General features: G+C 73.0%; 15 protein-coding genes. 5 read left to right on the top strand and 10 right to left on the bottom strand.

The genetic code is table 11. The features are described from left to right. Nucleotides 1-64 precede the first annotated feature (64 nt). From paaA to ACFVXG_RS04870, 4 genes are all read right to left on the bottom strand, one after another. Entirely contained in the window at nucleotides 65-1,054 is a 990-nt protein-coding gene (gene paaA / locus ACFVXG_RS04885; RefSeq protein WP_387924375.1) for a 1,2-phenylacetyl-CoA epoxidase subunit PaaA, read from the bottom strand. A 264-nt stretch (nucleotides 1,055-1,318) separates the two neighbouring features. After that, nucleotides 1,319-2,746 (bottom strand): M20 family metallopeptidase, encoded by a 1,428-nt coding sequence (locus tag ACFVXG_RS04880; RefSeq protein ID WP_387924373.1) that lies wholly within the window; start codon nucleotides 2,744-2,746, stop codon nucleotides 1,319-1,321. Between the two features lie 756 nt (nucleotides 2,747-3,502). Next, nucleotides 3,503-4,162 (bottom strand): response regulator, encoded by a 660-nt coding sequence (locus tag ACFVXG_RS04875; protein ID WP_387924372.1) that lies wholly within the window; start codon nucleotides 4,160-4,162, stop codon nucleotides 3,503-3,505. After that, nucleotides 4,159-5,478 (bottom strand): sensor histidine kinase, encoded by a 1,320-nt coding sequence (locus tag ACFVXG_RS04870; RefSeq protein WP_387924370.1) that lies wholly within the window; start codon nucleotides 5,476-5,478, stop codon nucleotides 4,159-4,161. Before ACFVXG_RS04870 ends, ACFVXG_RS04875 begins: the two co-directional genes overlap by 4 nt. 250 nt (nucleotides 5,479-5,728) lie before the next feature. On the opposite strand from ACFVXG_RS04870, the gene ACFVXG_RS04865 reads away from it, so the two are divergent. From ACFVXG_RS04865 to ACFVXG_RS04850, 4 genes are all read left to right on the top strand, one after another. Next, nucleotides 5,729-6,496 carry a class I SAM-dependent methyltransferase gene (locus tag ACFVXG_RS04865; RefSeq protein ID WP_387924368.1) on the top strand — a complete coding sequence of 256 codons (768 nt, stop codon included), beginning with the start codon at nucleotides 5,729-5,731 and terminating at the stop codon, nucleotides 6,494-6,496. Nucleotides 6,497-6,660: 164 nt separating this feature from the next. Next, nucleotides 6,661-7,674, top strand: coding sequence for an aldo/keto reductase (locus ACFVXG_RS04860; RefSeq protein ID WP_387924367.1), 1,014 nt, complete (start codon nucleotides 6,661-6,663; stop codon nucleotides 7,672-7,674). Between the two features lie 67 nt (nucleotides 7,675-7,741). Continuing rightward, complete coding sequence (locus tag ACFVXG_RS04855) at nucleotides 7,742-8,377, top strand: TetR family transcriptional regulator (protein ID WP_387924365.1); 636 nt, start codon at nucleotides 7,742-7,744, stop codon at nucleotides 8,375-8,377. Nucleotides 8,378-8,484: 107 nt separating this feature from the next. Then, on the top strand, nucleotides 8,485-9,390 hold the full coding sequence (locus ACFVXG_RS04850) for an ADP-ribosylglycohydrolase family protein (protein WP_387924363.1): 906 nt from the start codon (nucleotides 8,485-8,487) through the stop codon (nucleotides 9,388-9,390). A 69-nt stretch (nucleotides 9,391-9,459) separates the two neighbouring features. Here the strand turns inward: ACFVXG_RS04850 and ACFVXG_RS04845 are convergent, their stop codons facing one another. Both ACFVXG_RS04845 and ACFVXG_RS04840 read right to left on the bottom strand, forming a co-directional pair. Beyond that, nucleotides 9,460-9,723: a GlsB/YeaQ/YmgE family stress response membrane protein gene (locus ACFVXG_RS04845; protein WP_387924361.1), complete on the bottom strand. Its 264-nt coding sequence runs from the start codon at nucleotides 9,721-9,723 to the stop codon at nucleotides 9,460-9,462. A 215-nt stretch (nucleotides 9,724-9,938) separates the two neighbouring features. Continuing rightward, entirely contained in the window at nucleotides 9,939-10,205 is a 267-nt protein-coding gene (locus ACFVXG_RS04840; RefSeq protein WP_387924360.1) for a GlsB/YeaQ/YmgE family stress response membrane protein, read from the bottom strand. A 184-nt stretch (nucleotides 10,206-10,389) separates the two neighbouring features. On the opposite strand from ACFVXG_RS04840, the gene ACFVXG_RS04835 reads away from it, so the two are divergent. Continuing rightward, nucleotides 10,390-11,631, top strand: coding sequence for a glycosyltransferase (locus tag ACFVXG_RS04835; protein WP_387924358.1), 1,242 nt, complete (start codon nucleotides 10,390-10,392; stop codon nucleotides 11,629-11,631). A 128-nt stretch (nucleotides 11,632-11,759) separates the two neighbouring features. Here ACFVXG_RS04835 and ACFVXG_RS04830 read toward each other — a convergent pair whose 3' ends face one another. The 4 genes from ACFVXG_RS04830 to ACFVXG_RS04815 form a co-directional block, all read right to left on the bottom strand. Beyond that, on the bottom strand, nucleotides 11,760-13,313 hold the full coding sequence (locus ACFVXG_RS04830; protein ID WP_387924356.1) for an NCS1 family nucleobase:cation symporter-1: 1,554 nt from the start codon (nucleotides 13,311-13,313) through the stop codon (nucleotides 11,760-11,762). Between the two features lie 75 nt (nucleotides 13,314-13,388). Next, the gene (locus ACFVXG_RS04825) at nucleotides 13,389-14,402 is read right to left on the bottom strand and encodes a TIGR03842 family LLM class F420-dependent oxidoreductase (protein WP_387924354.1); all 1,014 of its coding nucleotides are present in this window, start codon (nucleotides 14,400-14,402) and stop codon (nucleotides 13,389-13,391) included. 143 nt (nucleotides 14,403-14,545) lie between these two features. Beyond that, nucleotides 14,546-15,976, bottom strand: coding sequence for a dihydropyrimidinase (gene hydA / locus ACFVXG_RS04820; RefSeq protein ID WP_387924353.1), 1,431 nt, complete (start codon nucleotides 15,974-15,976; stop codon nucleotides 14,546-14,548). 11 nt (nucleotides 15,977-15,987) lie between these two features. After that, nucleotides 15,988-16,830, bottom strand: a complete 843-nt coding sequence (locus ACFVXG_RS04815; protein ID WP_387924351.1) for a nitrilase-related carbon-nitrogen hydrolase — start codon at nucleotides 16,828-16,830, stop codon at nucleotides 15,988-15,990. Nucleotides 16,831-17,056: the final 226 nt, after the last annotated feature.

Below are 17,056 nucleotides of genomic sequence, written 5' to 3'. Positions count from 1 at the left end.
TTGGACTGGGGCTGGGGCTGGGGCTGGGCTTGTTGCTGTGCCGCGGGCTCGGCCTGGGGCTCGGTCACTTTCCGTTCTCCTGTTCGGGGGTGTGCCGCTCGACGGCTGCGGCGTGTTCGGCGGCACGCTTGGCGGCGTAGGCGACAGCCGCCTCACGCACCCAGGCGCCGTCCTCGTGCGCGGCCCGGCGGCGGTCGACCCGCTGGGCGTTGCACGGGCCCTGGCCCTGGATGACCCTGGTCAGCTCGGACCAGTCCGGCTCACCGAAGTCCCAGCCGCCGCGCCCCTCGTTCCAGCGCAGCTCGGGGTCGGGGAGGGTGACGCCCAGGTGCTCGGCCTGCGGGACGGTCATGTCGACGAAGCGCTGCCGGAGCTCGTCGTTGGTGTGGCGCTTGATCCGCCAGGCCATCGAGCGGGCGGTGTTCGGCGAGTCGGCGTCCGGCGGGCCGAACATCATCAGCGACGGCCACCACCAGCGGTCGACCGCGTCCTGGACCATCCGGCGCTGGCCCTCGGTGCCGCGCATCAGGGTCATCAGGAGCTCGTAGCCCTGGCGCTGGTGGAAGGACTCCTCCTTGCAGACCCGCACCATGGCGCGGGCGTACGGACCGTAGCTGCAACGGCAGAGCGGGACCTGGTTGCAGATCGCGGCACCGTCCACCAGCCAGCCGATCACGCCGACGTCGGCGAAGGTGAGGGTGGGGTAGTTGAAGATCGAGGAGTACTTCTGTCGGCCGCTGATCAGTTTCTCGGTGAGCTCGGCGCGGTCGACGCCGAGGGTCTCGGCGGCGGCGTAGAGGTAGAGGCCGTGGCCCGCCTCGTCCTGGGCCTTGGCGAGCAGGATCGCCTTGCGGCGCAGCGAGGGGGCCCGGGTGAGCCAGTTGCCCTCCGGCTGCATGCCGATGATCTCGGAGTGGGCGTGCTGGGCGATCTGGCGGATCAGGGTGGCCCGGTAGGCGTCGGGCATCCAGTCCCGGGGCTCGATCCGCTGCTCGGCGGCGATCACCGCGTCGAACCGGTCCTCCGGCGTCTGCGCGGGGACCGCCTCTGCCACCTCTGTTGTCACCACGGTCCCCTCTCGTGTTCCCGCTCCGGCGCCCGGGGCGCCAACCGACTGACCGTTCGGTCGGTACCATTCTGCGCGGCGGGGCGGAGGGATGGCAAGGGAGTGGTGCGGCGAACAGGGAACAGCGAACAGAAAACAGATAACAGCTGACATAATCTGAAATCTGTCAGCTGTTATCTGTTCGCTGTCACCTGTTCACTGTCGCCTGTCAGCCTCAGCCGTCAGCCGTCAGCCGTCAGCCGCCGATGCTCCTCACCCCTCCGCGCGGTCCCGCAGCCGCGGCAGCGGCACCGCGAGCAGCGCCGCCAGCAGGGCGATCCGCGGCGCGAGCTGGTCCAGCCGGATGTACTCGTGCCGGGCGTGGGCACCCGCGCCCACCGCGCCGAAGCCGTCCAGCGTCGGCAGCCCGCGCGAGCCGGGCAGATTGGTGTCCCCGGCACCGCCCGCCGGGGCGCCGTCGAGCTGCTGCCCGAGCACCGCGGCGAGCGAACGCACGTGCCTGAGCAGCGGGTTGCCGGTCCGCTCGGGCCAGGCCGGCCGACTGGACAGCACCTCCGTCCGCACCCTCGCCCCCGGCCGCAGCGCGGTCAGCCGGGCGAGGTTGTCGAGCGTGCGGCGCTGCGCCTCGGTGGTGGAGAATCGCAGGCCGAGCTCCGCCTCGGCCCGTCCGGCGATCACGTTCGCCCGTGAACCCCCGCTGATCCGACCGGTGTTGAGCTCCGTACCGGGCTGGCCGGCCAGGCCGCGGACGAGGACCAGCTGGTCGACCAGCTCGTCCACCGCCGAGACCCCGTCGTGGGCGTCGTTGCCCGCGTGGGCCTCCCGACCGGTGACGGTGACCCGCACCCGGGTGCTGCCACGCCGCGCGGTCTTCAACCGCCCGTCCGGATGCGGCGGCTCCAGCCCCAGGACGGCTGCCGCGCCACGCAGTTGGCGTTCGACGAGGCGCCGCCCGTCCGGACTGCCGACCTCCTCGTCGGACACCACGACCAGCCGTACGCTGCGGTGCGGCCGCTGCCCCAGGTCCGCGAGCAGCGCCAACGCGCCCTCCAGGATGGCGAGTCCACCCTTCATGTCGACCACACCGGGCCCGGTGAGCCGCCCGTCCTGCTCGGTCACCGGCCAGTCCGCCAGGGTGCCGACGGGCCAGACGGTGTCGTGGTGGCCGACGATCAGCAAGTGCGGCAGGGTCTCGTCCCGGCCCTCCCACTCCAGCACCAGGTGGTCACCGGCCGGCCCGGGTTCACGGCGGGCAATGGCCCCGGTGGCCCGGAATCCCGCCTCCAACTCCTCGGCGAGCGCGTCGAGTCGGGGAGCGTCACCGCTCGGCGATTCGATTCCGGCCAGGTCCGCGCAACGGCGCCGGACGGCACCGGCGAGGGTACGGGCCCGGGCGCTGAGCGCCTGCGGCAGTCCGGGCAGGGCCGCGGTGCCGCTCGTGGCGGCGGTGCCGGCGGCGCCGACGGCAGTCGCACCGACGGCGGCGGACCCGGCCGCCGTGGCACCGGAGTTGACCGGAGCGGCAACGGAGGCGTCAACGACGGACGGACCGGTGCCGGAAGGACTGACGACGGAAGGACCGGTGGTGGACGAACCGGCCACAGCAGGTCCGACCACCACGGGTCCGGCCACGACGGCCACGGCCTCACCATCGGCCGCAGCGGGAACGGTCACGGTCACGGGAACGACCACGGGAACGGTCACGGGAACGGCCACGGCCGTGGGTACGCGGTCGGGTTCCGCGGCACCCGGCGCGGTCGGCGACCCGACGATCTGGGGACTCAACGCTCGCCTCCGCGACCGCAGCCGGTATTCAGCGGCCGTACCGGCCGACCGCTCCCGCCCGGGTGCCAGGCCCGGCCGGACCGCACCGGTCGGCCGGGATGCTGGACGGCCCGTCGGAACGGCCCGTCTGGCTCAAGTGCGGTGGAACGGTTGGGCGGCGTGCTTGGCATTGCGTCCTCCTCGCTCGATCCGGTGGCCCCGGTTCCGCCCGGAGCCCCGTGGACGGCGGCTTCCTGGTGGCGGGCGCAAGGGCCGGACCGCTGCAGGGAAGCCGAGATGTGAGCCTAGAAGAACCGTTCGGTTTCCTGCGAGGTGGCCCTGCTCCCAGCGTGCCGGTACGGGCCCCGCTTTCGGGCACCCGTCGGAGGAAGCGGCGGGTGCCCGGGGGTCGGGCCCGGATCGACGCGCGGGCGCGGTCGCCGGATCGCGCCCATCTCCACCATGGACCCGCCGCCCGGGTTCGGCAGCGCAAACCGCCAAGGCACGGCATTTCCACGCCGGATGGGTGACAACGGCTCAGCGGGCGGTACCAACCGGAGGCACGCGGCGGCTCAGGGAAGCCCGCGGCGAAGCCCGGACCGACGGCCGGGGAACATTCGCGTGAACACCGTCCGACGCTGCGCCCCGCCCTGCCCTCACGAGCGCCCACCCTCAGGCGCCGTCCCCGACCAGCCCCGCATCCCGTGCGAGCAGCGCCGCCTGGACCCGGTTGGCCACGCCGAGCGCGGTCAGGATCCGACTGACGTGCGCCTTGACGGTGCTCTCCCGCATCCCCAGCACGCCCGCGATCTCGGCGTTGGACAGCCCATCGGCGAGTTCCCGCAGTACGTCGGTCTCGCGCGGGGTGAGCCCGGCGATCCGGCTGCGGGCGGCGACGGAGCGGGGCGCGCCGACCCGGTGGTACCGGTCGATCAGCCGTCGCGCGGCGGCGGGGTGCAGCATCCCCTGACCGGCCGCGACCACGTGGACGGCCCGGGCGATCTCGGCGGGCGGGGTGTCCTTGAGCAGGAAGCCGTCGGCTCCGGCGGCGAGCGCTTGGTACACGTGCTCGTCCAGGTCGAAGGTGGTGAGGGCGATGACCCGCGGGGCGTCCGGGAGTTGGCGCAGTCGCCGGGTGGCGGCGATCCCGTCCAGCCGGGGCATCCGGATGTCCATCAGCGCGACGTCGATCCGGCGGTCGCGGGCGAACTCGACGGCCTGCAACCCGTCGGCGGCCTCGGCGACCACAGTCAGGTCCGGGTCCTGGGCGAGGAGGTCGACCAGGCCGAGGCGCACCAGCGCGTCGTCGTCGACCACCATCGTGCGGATCATGCGACGTCCTTCGGCTGCGGGGATTTCGACGGCAAGGACTTCGGGCGCGGGGACTTCGAGACCGGGGACTCCGACGGCGGGGGCGCCCCCCGCGGAGGCCCCGACGTCGGCACCGCCTGCGGCGGCCGGTCCGGGGCGGGCAGCCGGGCGGAGAGCCGGAAGCCACCGGCGCCGTCCGGGCCCGCGTCCAGGTGACCGCCCAGGGCGCCGACCCGTTCGCCGAGCCCGACGAGCCCGTACCCGCCCCCGGTGACCGGCCCGTTCGGCGTGGTCCCGCCCGGACCGTTGCGGACCTCGACGGTGGTCGCCGGTTCGCCGTAGCCGACCCGGACGGTGACGGGCGCGGCGTGGGCGTGCTTGCGGGCGTTGGTGAGCGCCTCCTGGACCACCCGGTGCACGGCGAGCCGGTGGGTGGTGGGCACGGCCTCCGGGTCCCCGGAGAGCGCGAGTTCGACCTGCTGCCCGGCCTGGTTCGCCTCGTCGACCAGGTCGGTGAGGTCGCGCAGGGCGGGTGCCGGGACGCGCGGCGACCCGGTCGGCGCGGGCGGTTCTGCCTCGCCGGCGGGGCGCTCCGGCGGGTCGGCGCGCAGGGCGCCCAGGACGTCGCGCAGGTCGTCGAGCGAGCGGGCCGCGGTGGTGCGCAGGAGTTCGAGGCGATGGGTGAGCCGGTCCTGGTCGGCGGCGACGGTACCGGCCCGGGCCTGGTCGCGCAGCACTCCGGCGTGCAGCACCAGCAGGCTCAGCCGGTGGGCCAGCACGTCGTGCATCTCCCGGGCGATCCGGGCGCGTTCGGCGGACCGGGCCTGCTCCGCGCGCAACTCCCGTTCCCGACGCAGGGTTTCGACCTGGGCGTGCAACGTGCGGATCAGCACGCGGCGGCCGTGCAGCCACAGCCCGAAGGACAGGGTGGCGGCCTGGACGAGGAGTTGGGAGCCGGTGGTGCCGGCCCAGCCGACCAGAGAGTCCGCCCTGGTGGCACTGACCACGGCGATCACCGCGCCGCCGACAGCAGCCGGGCCGACCCGGCCGAGGGAGGCCAGGTGGTAGATGCTGATCAGGCCGGGGAAGGCCCGGTTGAACAGGCCACCGGTGAGCACCGGCAGGACGGCCGAGGCGACGGGGTGGCGGCGGGCGAGGAGCAGCGAGAGCGCGGCGAGCGCGGCCACCGCCGTCCGGGGCACCCGCAGCGGGCCGTCGGTGTGCAGCCACTGGGAGGCACCCTCCTCGACGGCGAGGCCGAGGATGCCGAGCAGCAACGAGGTGTCGGCCCAGGGCCGGTGGTCCGGGCCGTACCAGCCGAGCAGGCCTGTGCGCATAAGACTCCTCCCGCCCGGTGCCGTCCGCTCGCCCACTCGTCCACTTGTCCGTTCGTCCACGAGTCCGCTCGTCCGTGGATTCGCGCCCCACATCCGTTCGCATCGGTTCGCATCCGCTCGCTCGATGCTACGGGCGGGCGGGAGCGCGGCACCCCCTTCTCCCGGACGGCGGCACCCTCGACTTTCGTCGGGGGTGAGCGCCGCTCACCGGCCGATCCGAGGCGCCTCCGGCCTGCCTAGCGTCGGTGACATGACGACCGAACAGCTCCACGCGAGCCCCGATTCCCTTCCACAGCAGCACAGTTCGTATGACCCGCACCCTCCGCACGACCGGCACGGTTCGCCGCACGGCGGGGACCACCTGCTGTTCCTCGCCGAGGCGCTGCGCACCTTCCACGACACCGGCGCACTCGCGCCGAGCGGGCCGGCGCTGGTGAACGCGCTGGTGGTGCCGGCCACCAGCCGCCCGAACCGTCCGATCTCGGTGCTGGAGGTCGGCGCCGGCACGGGCGTGGTGACCCGCCGACTGGCCCAGGTGCTGCGCCCGGGCGACCGCTTGCACGTGGTCGAGGCGAACCCGCGGTTCGCCGACCGGCTGCGGGAGGACCCGGTCCTGGCCGCACGCCGGCCGGGGGTGGGCCTGCGGTTGTCGACCTGCCGGGTGGAGGAGCTGCCGGAGGCAGCAGCCGGGCCCGAGGACGGGGGCGGGAACGAGCGGTACGACGTGATCGTGTCCGGGCTGCCGTTCACCAACTTCGAGCCGGCCCTGGTTCGGGACATCCTCGACCTCTACCTGCGGCTGCTGACCCCGGGGGGCGAGCTGACCTACTTCGGCTACCTCGGCACCACCACGGCCCGCACCCTCACCTCGGGCCCCCGCCGGGGCGCCCGCCACCGCGCGGTGGTGCGGCTGCTCCGGCGCTTCGAGGCGACGTACGGGCTGGGCGAGCGCACGGTGTGGCGCAACCTGCCGCCCGCCCGCGCCCACCTGCTGCGCGCACCGGGGCCGTACGCGTAGCGGGGCCGTACGCAGCAGGGCCGTACGCGTGGCGGAGTGCGGCGCTACGAACAAATGACAAAAGACAGCGAACAGATTTTGAAATCTGTTCGCTGTCGTGTCATAGTGAGATCCGGGTCACACTGCCCCCGCCGTCCGGCGCCGCACCTGCCCCTGGAGTACCCATGGCCTCGACCGCCCGCCCCGCCCAGCGTCCCCTCGGCGCCTCCGGCCCCGTCACCTCCGCCCTCGGCCTCGGCTGCATGGGCATGTCCGACCTCTACGGGCCGGCCGACGAGGCCGAGAGCATCGCCACCATCCACGCCGCCCTGGACGCCGGGGTCACCCTCCTCGACACCGGCGACTTCTACGGCATGGGCCACAACGAGCTGCTGATCCACGAAGCCCTGCGCGGCCGCGACCGCGACGGCGTCCAGATCAGCGTGAAGTTCGGCGCCCAACGCGGGCCGGACGGCCAGTGGCTCGGCTACGACACCAGCCCGGCCGCCACCAAGACCGCCCTGACGTACACCCTGCGCCGCCTGCGCACCGACCACATCGACGTCTACCGCCCGGCCCGCCTCGACCCGAAGGTCCCGATCGAGGAGACCGTCGGCGCCATCGCGGACCTCGTGAAGGACGGCTACGTCCGCCACATCGGCCTCTCCGAGGTCGGCGCCGACACCCTGCGCCGGGCCGCCGCCGTCCACCCGATCAGCGACCTGCAGATCGAGTACTCGCTGCTCAGCCGCTCCATCGAGGCGGCCGTCCTGCCCACCGCCCGCGAACTCGGCATCGGCATCACCGCCTACGGGGTGCTCTCCCGCGGCCTGCTCAGCGGCCACTGGAACCCGGACCGCCCGCTCGCCGGCGCGGACTTCCGCACCCACAGCCCGCGCTTCCAGGGCGACAACCTGGCCCACAACCTCGCGCTGGTCGAGGCACTGCGCGCGGTCGCCGACACCAAGGGCGCCAGCGTCGCGCAGATCGCCATCGCCTGGGTGGCCTCGCGCGGCGAGGACGTCGTCACGCTGGTCGGCGCCCGCCGCCGGGACCGGCTGGCCGAGGCGCTCGGCTCACTGGACGTCACCCTGACCCCGGACGACCTCGCCGCCATCGAGGCCGCCGTCCCGGCCGGGGCAGCAGCCGGCGACCGGTACGCTGCCGCGCAGATGGCGCGCCTGGACAGCGAGCGCTGACCGGGCCGACGCTGACCAGCGAGAACCCTCCGCACCACCCTGACCGCACGACCCTAAGGACGGCCCCGTGACCACGGACACCGCACTCACCGCCGAGCAGATCCTGATCGCGGCGGAGGAAGCCCTCCGGCGGTTCGGCCCGGCCAAGGCCACCGTCGTGGACGTCGCCCGGGAGCTGGGCGTCAGCCACAGCAGCGTCTACCGGCACTTCGCCAGCAAGGCGGCCCTGCGCGAGGCGGTCACCCAGCGCTGGCTGAACCAGGCGCACTACGACCTGGAGATGGTCGCGAACGACACCGGCGGCGCCGTCGACCGCCTCCACCGCTGGCTGACCACGCTGTTCGAGGCCAAGCGCAAGAAGGCGCTGGACGACCCGCAGCTGTTCGCCACGTACCTGGTGCTGGCCGAGGAGAACAGCACTGTGGTCGACGCGCACGTCGAGACGTTGGTCAAGCAGATCGCCCAGATCGTCCACGACGGCATGGACGAGAAGGAGTTCCGGCTCGCCCACGTCCCCTCGACCGCCCGCGCCGTGTTCGACGCCACGGCCCCCTTCCACAACCCGGTCTTCGCCTCCACCTGGTCCGAGCCGACCGCCGACGAGCGCTTCGCGGCGGTGTGGAAGCTCGTACTCGGCGGGTTGAAGGGCAAGCCCTCGAAGCCGAGCCCCGACCCGACCGGGTACGAGCCGACCGCGCCCTGAAACAACGCGCGCGACGAGGCGCCGACGACCGGAAGGAAATCCGGTCGTCGGCGCCTCGTCGCGTCGGGCAGACTGTCGCACACAGTTGATCTCACTTGGAGGATGACATGCGTGCGGCCGGTGCGGTCCTTGACAGTCTTCGCGGGCTCGCGCTCGGCGACGCCTTCGGCGACCGGTGGTTCTCCGTCCCGGTGGACGAGGCGCCCGCCGCCCTGGCGGCCCGACTGGTCCGCCCGGCGCCCTGGCACTGGACCGACGACACCGCCATGACCCTCGTCCTGGTCCGCCACCTCACCGCCCACGGCGAGGTCCGGCAGGACGCGCTGGCCGGGGAGTTCGCGGCCGAGTACGCCCGCGAGTACCAGCGAAAGTACGGCCCGTCGATGCACCGGGTGCTGCGCGGGATCGGCGCCGGCGGGGACTGGCACGCCATCACCTCGGGCCAGTTCGAGGGCCAGGGCTCGTACGGGAACGGCGCCGCGATGCGGGTCGCCCCGCTGGGCGCCTGGTTCGCCGAGGACCTCGACGCGGTGGCCCGGCAGGCCGAACTCCAGGCGCTCACCACCCACTTCCACCCCGAGGCGGTCGCCGGGGCGGTGGCGGTGGCGCTCGCTGCGGCGCTCGCCGTCCGCAGCCGGGGCGGGCAGGCGCCGGGCCGGGCCGAGCTGCTCACCGAGGTCGCCGACCGGCTGCCGGACAGCGACGTCCGCTCCGGCCTGCGGATCGCCGCCCGGATGCCGGGGCACACCAGCATCCGGCACGCCGCCAATGTGCTCGGCTCGGGGCTGATGATCTCCGCGCCGGACACCGTCCCGTTCGCCCTCTGGTCCGCCGCCGGGCACCTGGACTCGCTGCCCGCCGCGATCTGGCACACCCTGGAGGGCTGGGGCGACACGGACACCACCTGCGCCATCGCCGCCGGTGTGGTCGCCGCCCGCACCGGGTTGGCGGACGTGCCGGCCGACTGGCTCGCGGCCTGCGAGGAGCTGCCGGACTGGGCCGCCGCGCGGTAGCCGGAGCACCGGAAGCGCCGGGACAGGCCCGGCGCCCGGGCTCCTCGCCCCGCGGTCAGCGCCGGACGGTCAACGCCGGGAGATGAAGCGGAACACCTTGTAACCGAGGAGCAGAACCATCGCACCGCCGATCGCCGACACCCAGGTCGTGACGTCGAGCAGGCTCAGCTTCACCGTCCCGTGCATCCAGTGCAGGACGATCCAGGTGCCGATGTAGGAGCCGGTGATCCCGATCAGGGTGCTGCCGATCAGACCGCGCTCCCCCCTCGACATCGCCATCCTGGCCAGCGTCCCCGACACCAGGCCCAGCACGATCCACGCCATCCAGCTCATCCGCCACCCCTTGCGTCATCGGTGTGCCGACCCCGTCGAGCCCCCGGGTCCGTTCGGAAGGACGTACGAGGACCTCGCACCGTTCCAGCGCCGGGAAGGACCGGCTCGCCCCGGGCATCCCGGGCATCCCGGGCACCATCGCTCCGGCCGGCGGATCTCCTCGCGGCCCCGCCCCGCCCCCTCCCGGGCGCGGGGGCCGGACCGGAACTCGTCCGTCAGCGGCGCGAGTTGCCGAACAGCAGTCGGTAGACGATCAGCAGCACCAGGGCACCGCCGATCGCGGCCACCCAGGTCGGCCCGTCGAAGAAGCGCGCCGTGATCGACCGGTGCAGGAAGTGCGAGGCGATCCAGCCGCCGACGAAGGAGCCGGCGATCCCGATCAGGGTGGTCACGATCAGGCCGCCCGGGTCCCTCCCCGGCAGCAGCAGCTTGGCCAGGGCTCCGGCCACCAGGCCCAGCACGATCCACGCGATGATGCTCATTCGACCCGTCCCTCCCGTCCGTGGCGCGACGGCCCCGTCCCGCGCGCTCTGCTCCGGGAGACGCCATCGCCCGCCGAGCCGGTTCCGGCCGGTCCGGCCGGACGGCGCGATCCGGCCACCCGGAACCGAGCGGTCCGCGCGTGGCGTCCTTCCCGGCGGTCGCACCCGCCGAAATACTGCGGCCATGCGCATCCTGATCGCCACCGCCGGCTCGCGGGGCGACGTCGCCCCCTTCACCGGACTCGGCGTCCGCCTTCGGGCGGCCGGACATCAGGTGGCCGTCGCCACCCACACCACCTTCGCCGACTCGGTACGGGCCGCCGGGCTGGAGTTCCGCGCCCTGCCCGTCGACCCGCGCGCCGAACTCGCCTCCGCCGAGGGCCGACGACTGCTGCGGGCCGGCGGCGGACCCGGCGCCGTCCTGCAACTCCTGCGCCTGGGACGGAGGTTCATGCCCGCCCTCGGCGAGGGCATCGTGGACGCGACGGCGCTCGGCACCGACCTGCTGCTCACCACCAGCACCACCAGCGCACTCGGGCAGGTCGCAGCCGAGGCGGCCGACATCCCCACCATCGGGCTGTACCTCCAACCACTCTCCCCCACTCGCGAGTTCGCGCCCGCCGTGACCGGCGCCCGCTCGCTCGGACGGCCCGGCAACCTGCTCGCCGGGCACGCCGTCCAGGCGGCCACCGACCAGCTGTTCGTCCCGGCCGTCCACGGGCTGCGCCGACGGCTCGGCCTGCCGCCACTCGGGATCGCCCGGGCCCGGCGCGACCACCGCGTCCTGCACGGCTTCTCACCACGGGTCGTCCCCCGGCCGACGGACTGGCACCCCCGGCTGGACGTGGCCGGGTACTGGTGGCCCGCCGAGCGCGCCGACTGGCAGGCCCCGCAGCGACTGCTGGACTTCCTGGCCGCCGGACCGCCCCCGGTCTTCGTCGGCTTCGGCAGCCTGGTCGTGCCCGAGCCCGAGCGGCTCACCGCGACCGTCCTCGCCGCCGCCCGCGCCGCCCGGGTCCGCCTCCTGCTGCAGTCCGGCTGGAGCGGGCTGGCCGCCGAGGACTCGGAGACCGTGCTGACCATCGACGACACCCCCCACGGCTGGCTGTTCCCGCGCACCGCGGCCGTCGTCCACCACGCGGGCGCGGGCACCACGGCGGCCACGCTGCGCTCCGGCACCCCCACCGTTCCGGTGCCCGGCCAGCTGGACGCCCCCTTCTGGTCCGCCCGCCTGACCGCGCTCGGCGTCTCCCCCGGCCCGGTGCCCCTGCGCGCCCTGACCGCCACCCGCCTCGCCGCCTCCATCCGCCAGGCCCTGGACGACCCCCGCTACCGCACCCGCGCCCGGTCCGTCGCCGCCGCCCTCGCCACCGAGGACGGCGCCGCCAAGGTCCTGGCGGAGGTGGCGGTGACGGCGACCGGATGACGACGAAAGGATGACAGCGAACAGGTAACAGATGACAGATGACAGATAACAGCTTTCGAAATCTGTTCGCTGTTATCTGTCATCTGTTACCTGTCATTCGTTACCCGTCACCCGTCACCCGTCACCCGTCACCCGTCACCCGCCGCCCCACGCCGCCCCCCGACCCCGCTCAGCACCAGGTACAGCACCGCCGACGAGGTGAGCCCCACCGCCCACCCGTAATCCGCCAACGGCTTGAGGAGCGGCACCAGACCGTCCACCGGGAACGGCCCCTGCTTCACCCCGTGCTCATCCGTGGTGGAGTACGAGCCACCGACCGCCAGCAGGCCGCCGACCAGCAGCGCGGTGACCGCCCGCCAGTTCCACCCGCCCGCGTACCAGTAGGCGCCGAACGGCCGGTAGAGCTCGGCGAGTTGGAGCCCGGTGCGGCGCAGTACCCAGTAGTCGGCGATCAGCACCCCGGCGACCGTCCCGAGCAGTCCGCCGACCACGCCCAGCCAGACGTAGATGTAGACGTGCGGGTCGGCGGTCAGCCTCCACGGGAAGATGGCGATCCCGACCACACCGGTGATCAGCGCCCCGGTACGGAAGTTGATGAACCGGGGCACCAGGTTGGCCAGGTCGTAGGCCGGGGACACGACGTTGGCCGCGATGTTCACCGACAGCGTCGCCACCAGGACGGTCAGCAGCGCGAAGAGGAGGGCCACCGGGCTCTCCATCTTCGCGGCGAGCTTGATCGGGTCCCACACCGGCTCGCCGTACACCGCCGCGGAGCCCGAGGTGACCAGCACCGAGAGCAGCGCGAAGAGCGTCATCGTCGTCGGCAGGCCGAGCGCCTGGCCGCGGATCTGGGCCCGCTGGCTGCCGCCGAAGCGGGTGAAGTCGGGGATGTTGAGCGCCAGCGTGGACCAGAACCCGATCATCCCCATCAGCGACGGGAAGAAGACCTTCCAGAACCCGCCGCCCCAGCCCAGCTTCGACGGCTGGTCGAGCAGCGGCCCCAGTCCGCCCGCCTTGATGCCGATCCACACCAGCAGGGCGAGCGCCCCGACGATGACGAAGGGCGCCGCCCAGTTCTCGAAGCGCCGCAGCGCCTCCATACCCCGGGCGATGATGACCATCTCGACCAGCCAGAAGAGCAGGAAGGAGGCCCACTGGGTCCACGGGTAGCCGCCGAACTCCGTTGCGGTCCGCCAGGATTCGCCGAGCAGTCGGCCCGCCAGCAGGAAGATCCCCTCACCCCCGATCCAGGTCTGGATGCCGAACCACGCACAGGCCACGGCCGCCCGGATGAGCGCGGGCAGGTTGGCGCCGCGCAGTCCGAACGAGGCCCGGGCGAAGACCGGGAAGGGGATGCCGTACTTCGTCCCGGCGTGCCCGGTGAGGAGCATCGGCGCGAGCACGATCAGGTTGGCGAGCGCGATGGTCAGCACCGCCTGTTTCCAGTCCATGCCGATCGCGACCAGGCCCGAAGCCAGCGTCCAGGACGGGATGTTGTGGGCCATGCCGACCCAGAGCGCGAGGAAGTTGTAGGTGGTCCAGGTGCGCCGCTGCACCGGGACCGGCCGGAGGTCGTCACTGGTGAAGCCGTTGGGCGGCAACACCCCCTCGGCCGGGTCGAGTTCGACCCGGCCGTCGGGGTGCTGCCGCTGTCCGCCGCCGCCTGTCGCGGTGTCGGCCATGGGCAACTCCCGTCTGCCGCAAGCGGGATCAGGGGAACGGGGGATCAAGGGATCACAAACTCAGGGACCCCGGATTCAGAGGTGCGGGATGACGTCCGCCCCGTAGGCGTCGATGGTCGCCTCGACCGCGTCGTGCATGGCATAGACGGCGAACTGGTCGACGCCGAGCGAGCGGAGCTCGGCGAGCCGGGCGCGCTGGGTGTCCGCCGGCCCGATCAGGCAGAAGCGGTCGACGATCTCGTCCGGGACGAAGGCGGTGTCGGGGTTCCCGGCCCGGCCGTGGTGGCTGTAGTCGTAGCCCTGGCGGTTCTTGATGTAGTCGGTGAGGGCGTCCGGCACCAGGTCGGAGTGCTCGCCGTAGTGGCTGACCAGGTCGGCGACGTGGTTGCCGACCATCCCGCCGAACCAGCGGCACTGCTCCCGGGCGTGGGCGAGCGCGGCGGGCGAGTCGTCGGCGGTGACGTACGCGGGCGCGGCGACGCAGATGGTGACGTCGGCCGGGTCCCGCCCGGCCTCGACGGCTGCCGACCGGACGGCCTTGACCATGAACTCGGTGAGGTACGGGTCGGCCAACTGCAGGATGAAACCGTCCGCCTGACGGCCGGTCAGGGCGAGTGCCTTGGGGCCGTACGCGCCCATCCAGATCGGCAGCGAGGCACCGGCGCCGACCCACGGCAGGTGCATCTCGGTGCCGTCCACCTCGACGGTGCGTCCCTCGGCCAACTCCTTGATGGCGTGCATGGCTTGGGAGAGCCGGTCGAGGGTGGCCGGGCGGCGTCCGGCGACCCGCATCGCGGAGTCGCCGCGGCCGATGCCGCACACGGTGCGGCTGCCGTACATGTCGTTGAGGGTGGCGAACAGGGAGGCGGTGACCTCCCAGGTGCGGGTGGAGGGGTTGGTGACCATCGGGCCGACGGTGAGGCGCTCGGTCTCGGCGAGGATCCGGCTGTAGATGACGAACGGTTCCTGCCACAGCACGCAGGAGTCGAAGGTCCAACCGTGGCTGAACCCGGCCTGTTCGGCGCGGATCATCCGGTCGATGAGCAGGCGGGCGGGCGGGTCGGTCTGCAGGACGAGGCCGATGTCCATGGGGTGCTCCGGGAGGGGTGGGAGGGCGACCCGGGGCCGGCACGCGCCACGCCGCGCCACGCCGCGCCGCTCAGCGCAACACAGCGCCAGCAACACAGCGCCACGCAACGCAGCACAGCGCGCGGCCCCGGACGGGAGAGGGGTCAGGTCAGGTACTGGCAGGTGTCGCGGCGCAGGAAGGTGCCGTGCCCGGCCCGGCCGAGCCAACGGCCGTCGTCCAGCACCACGGTGCCGCGCGAGAGCACCGTGCGGGCCCGCCCGGTGAGCCGGCGGCCCTCGTAGGCCGAGTAGTCCACGTTCATGTGATGGGTGGCGGCGGAGACGGTCTGCACGGCGGTGGGGTCGTAGACCACCAGGTCGGCGTCGGCGCCCGGCGCGATGGTGCCCTTGCGCGGGTGCAGCCCGAACATCCGGGCCGGGGTGGTGCAGGCGATCTCGACCCAGCGGCGCCGGCTGATCCGCCCGTCCACCACGGCCTGGTGCAGCAGGTCCATCCGGTTCTCCACGCCCGGAAGGCCGTTGGGGATCTTCGAGAAGTCGCCGCGGCCGAGTTCCTTCTGCCCGACGTAGCAGAACGGGCAGTGGTCGGTGGAGACCACCTGGAGGTCGTTGGTGCGCAGCCCGCGCCAGAGCGCCTCCTGGTGCTCGCGCGGCCGAAGCGGCGTGCTGCACACGTACTTGGCGCCCTCGAAGCCGTCCGCGCCCTCCTCGGCGAGGTTGTCCGTGGAGAGGAAGAGGTACTGGGGGCAGGTCTCGCCGAAGACGGGGAGCCCGGAGTCGCGGGCCCGGGCGATCTCGTCGAGCGCGGCGGCGGCGGAGACGTGCACCACGTAGAGCGGGCTGCCGGCGACCTGGGCGAGCTTGACGGCCCGGTGGGTGGCCTCGGCCTCCAGCAGTTCGCGCCGGACCTCGCCGTGGTAGCGCGGGGCGGTGTGGCCGGCGGCGAGGGCCTGTTCGACCAGGACGTCGATGGCGATGCCGTTCTCGGCGTGCATCATGATCAGCCCGCCGTTGGCCGCCCCGCGCTGCATGGCGCGCAGGATGCGTCCGTCGTCGCTGTAGAAGACGCCGGGGTAGGCCATGAAGAGCTTGAAGGAGGTGGACTCGCCGGAGTCGACCAGCGCGTCCATCTCCTTGAGGACGGCCTCGTTGACGTCCGAGACGATGGTGTGGAAGGCGTAGTCGACGGCGCAGTTGCCCTCGGCCTTGGTGTGCCAGGCGTCCAGGCCCTCGCGCAGCGCCCCGCCGACGGGCTGGACGGCGAAGTCGACGATGGTGGTGGTGCCGCCCCAGGCGGCGGCGCGGGTGCCGGTCTCGAAGGTGTCGGAGGCGGCGGTGCCGCCGAACGGCAGCTCCATGTGGGTGTGGGCGTCGACGCCGCCCGGGATGACGTAGTGGCCGGTGGCGTCGATGACGGTCCCGGCGGTCCAGGCCTCGGCGGCGGCGCTGCCGGTGAGGGCGAGCGCGGCGACGCGTTCGCCCTCGATCAGGACGTCGGCGTGGAGTTCCTCGGTGGCGGTGATGACGAGGCCGCCGCGGACGACGGTGCGCTGCTGGGGGTCACGGGTGGTCATCGCGGTGCTCCTCAGGCCTCGGCGAGCGGTCCGTAGGCGTCGGGCCGGCGGTCGCGGTAGAACGCCCACTGCTGGCGGACCTGTTCGATCAGGCCGAGGTCGAGGTCGCGGACGACCAGCTCCTCCTCCTTGTCGGAGGCGACGTCGCCGACGAACTGGCCGCGCGGGTCGACGAAGTAGGAGGTGCCGTAGAAGTCGTTGTCGCCGTACTCCTCGGTGCCGACCCGGTTGATGGCGGCGACGAAGTACTCGTTGGCGACGGCGGCGGCGGGCTGTTCGAGCTGCCACAGGTAGGCGGACAGGCCGCGGCTGGTGGCCGAGGGGTTGTAGACGATCTGCGCGCCGGCCAGGCCCAGGGCGCGCCAGCCCTCGGGGAAGTGCCGGTCGTAGCAGATGTAGACGCCGACCTTGCCGACGGCGGTGTCGAAGACGGGCCAGCCGAGGTTGCCGGGCTTGAAGTAGTACTTCTCCCAGAAGCCCTTGACCTGCGGGATGTGGTGCTTGCGGTACTTGCCGAGGTAGCTGCCGTCCGCGTCGATCACCGCGGCGGTGTTGTAGTACACGCCGGCCTGTTCCTCCTCGTAGACCGGTACGACGATCACCATGCCCAGCTCGCGGGCGAGGTCCCGCATCCGGCGCACGGTCGGCCCGTCCGGGACGGCCTCGGCCCAGCGGTAGTGCTCGGGCTCCTGGACCTGACAGAAGTAGGGGGAGTTGAAGACCTCCTGGAAGCCGATGATCTGCGCGCCCTGGGCGGCGGCCTCGCGGGCGTACCGCTCGTGGAGCGCGATCATGCTCTCCTGGTCGCCGGTCCAGCGGGTCTGGACGAGCGCGGCACGGACGATCTGCGACATGGTTACCTCCGCAACTCCGCGTCCCGGCCGTGCGGTCGGGCCCGCGGTCTGAGGGTTGACGGGGCGGGTCTCACCCGCGGCTCCGCTCGGGGGCCGCAGGGGTCTACGGGAAGGGTCTACGTGCGTAGAAAGCGATCTGTAGACGGTAGGCCGGGCTTTGGTCGCCTGACAATACGTCGGCGGTAACGCCTATGGGGCGATCTTGTTACGCGGACACGCGGGTGGC

Origin of the sequence: Kitasatospora sp. NPDC058162 (genome assembly GCF_042884005.1) — a bacterium.
In the GTDB taxonomy this organism is placed as follows: domain Bacteria; phylum Actinomycetota; class Actinomycetes; order Streptomycetales; family Streptomycetaceae; genus Kitasatospora.
Note: the sequence above shows the minus strand (reverse complement) of the source record. Positions and strands in the feature narration are given on the sequence as shown.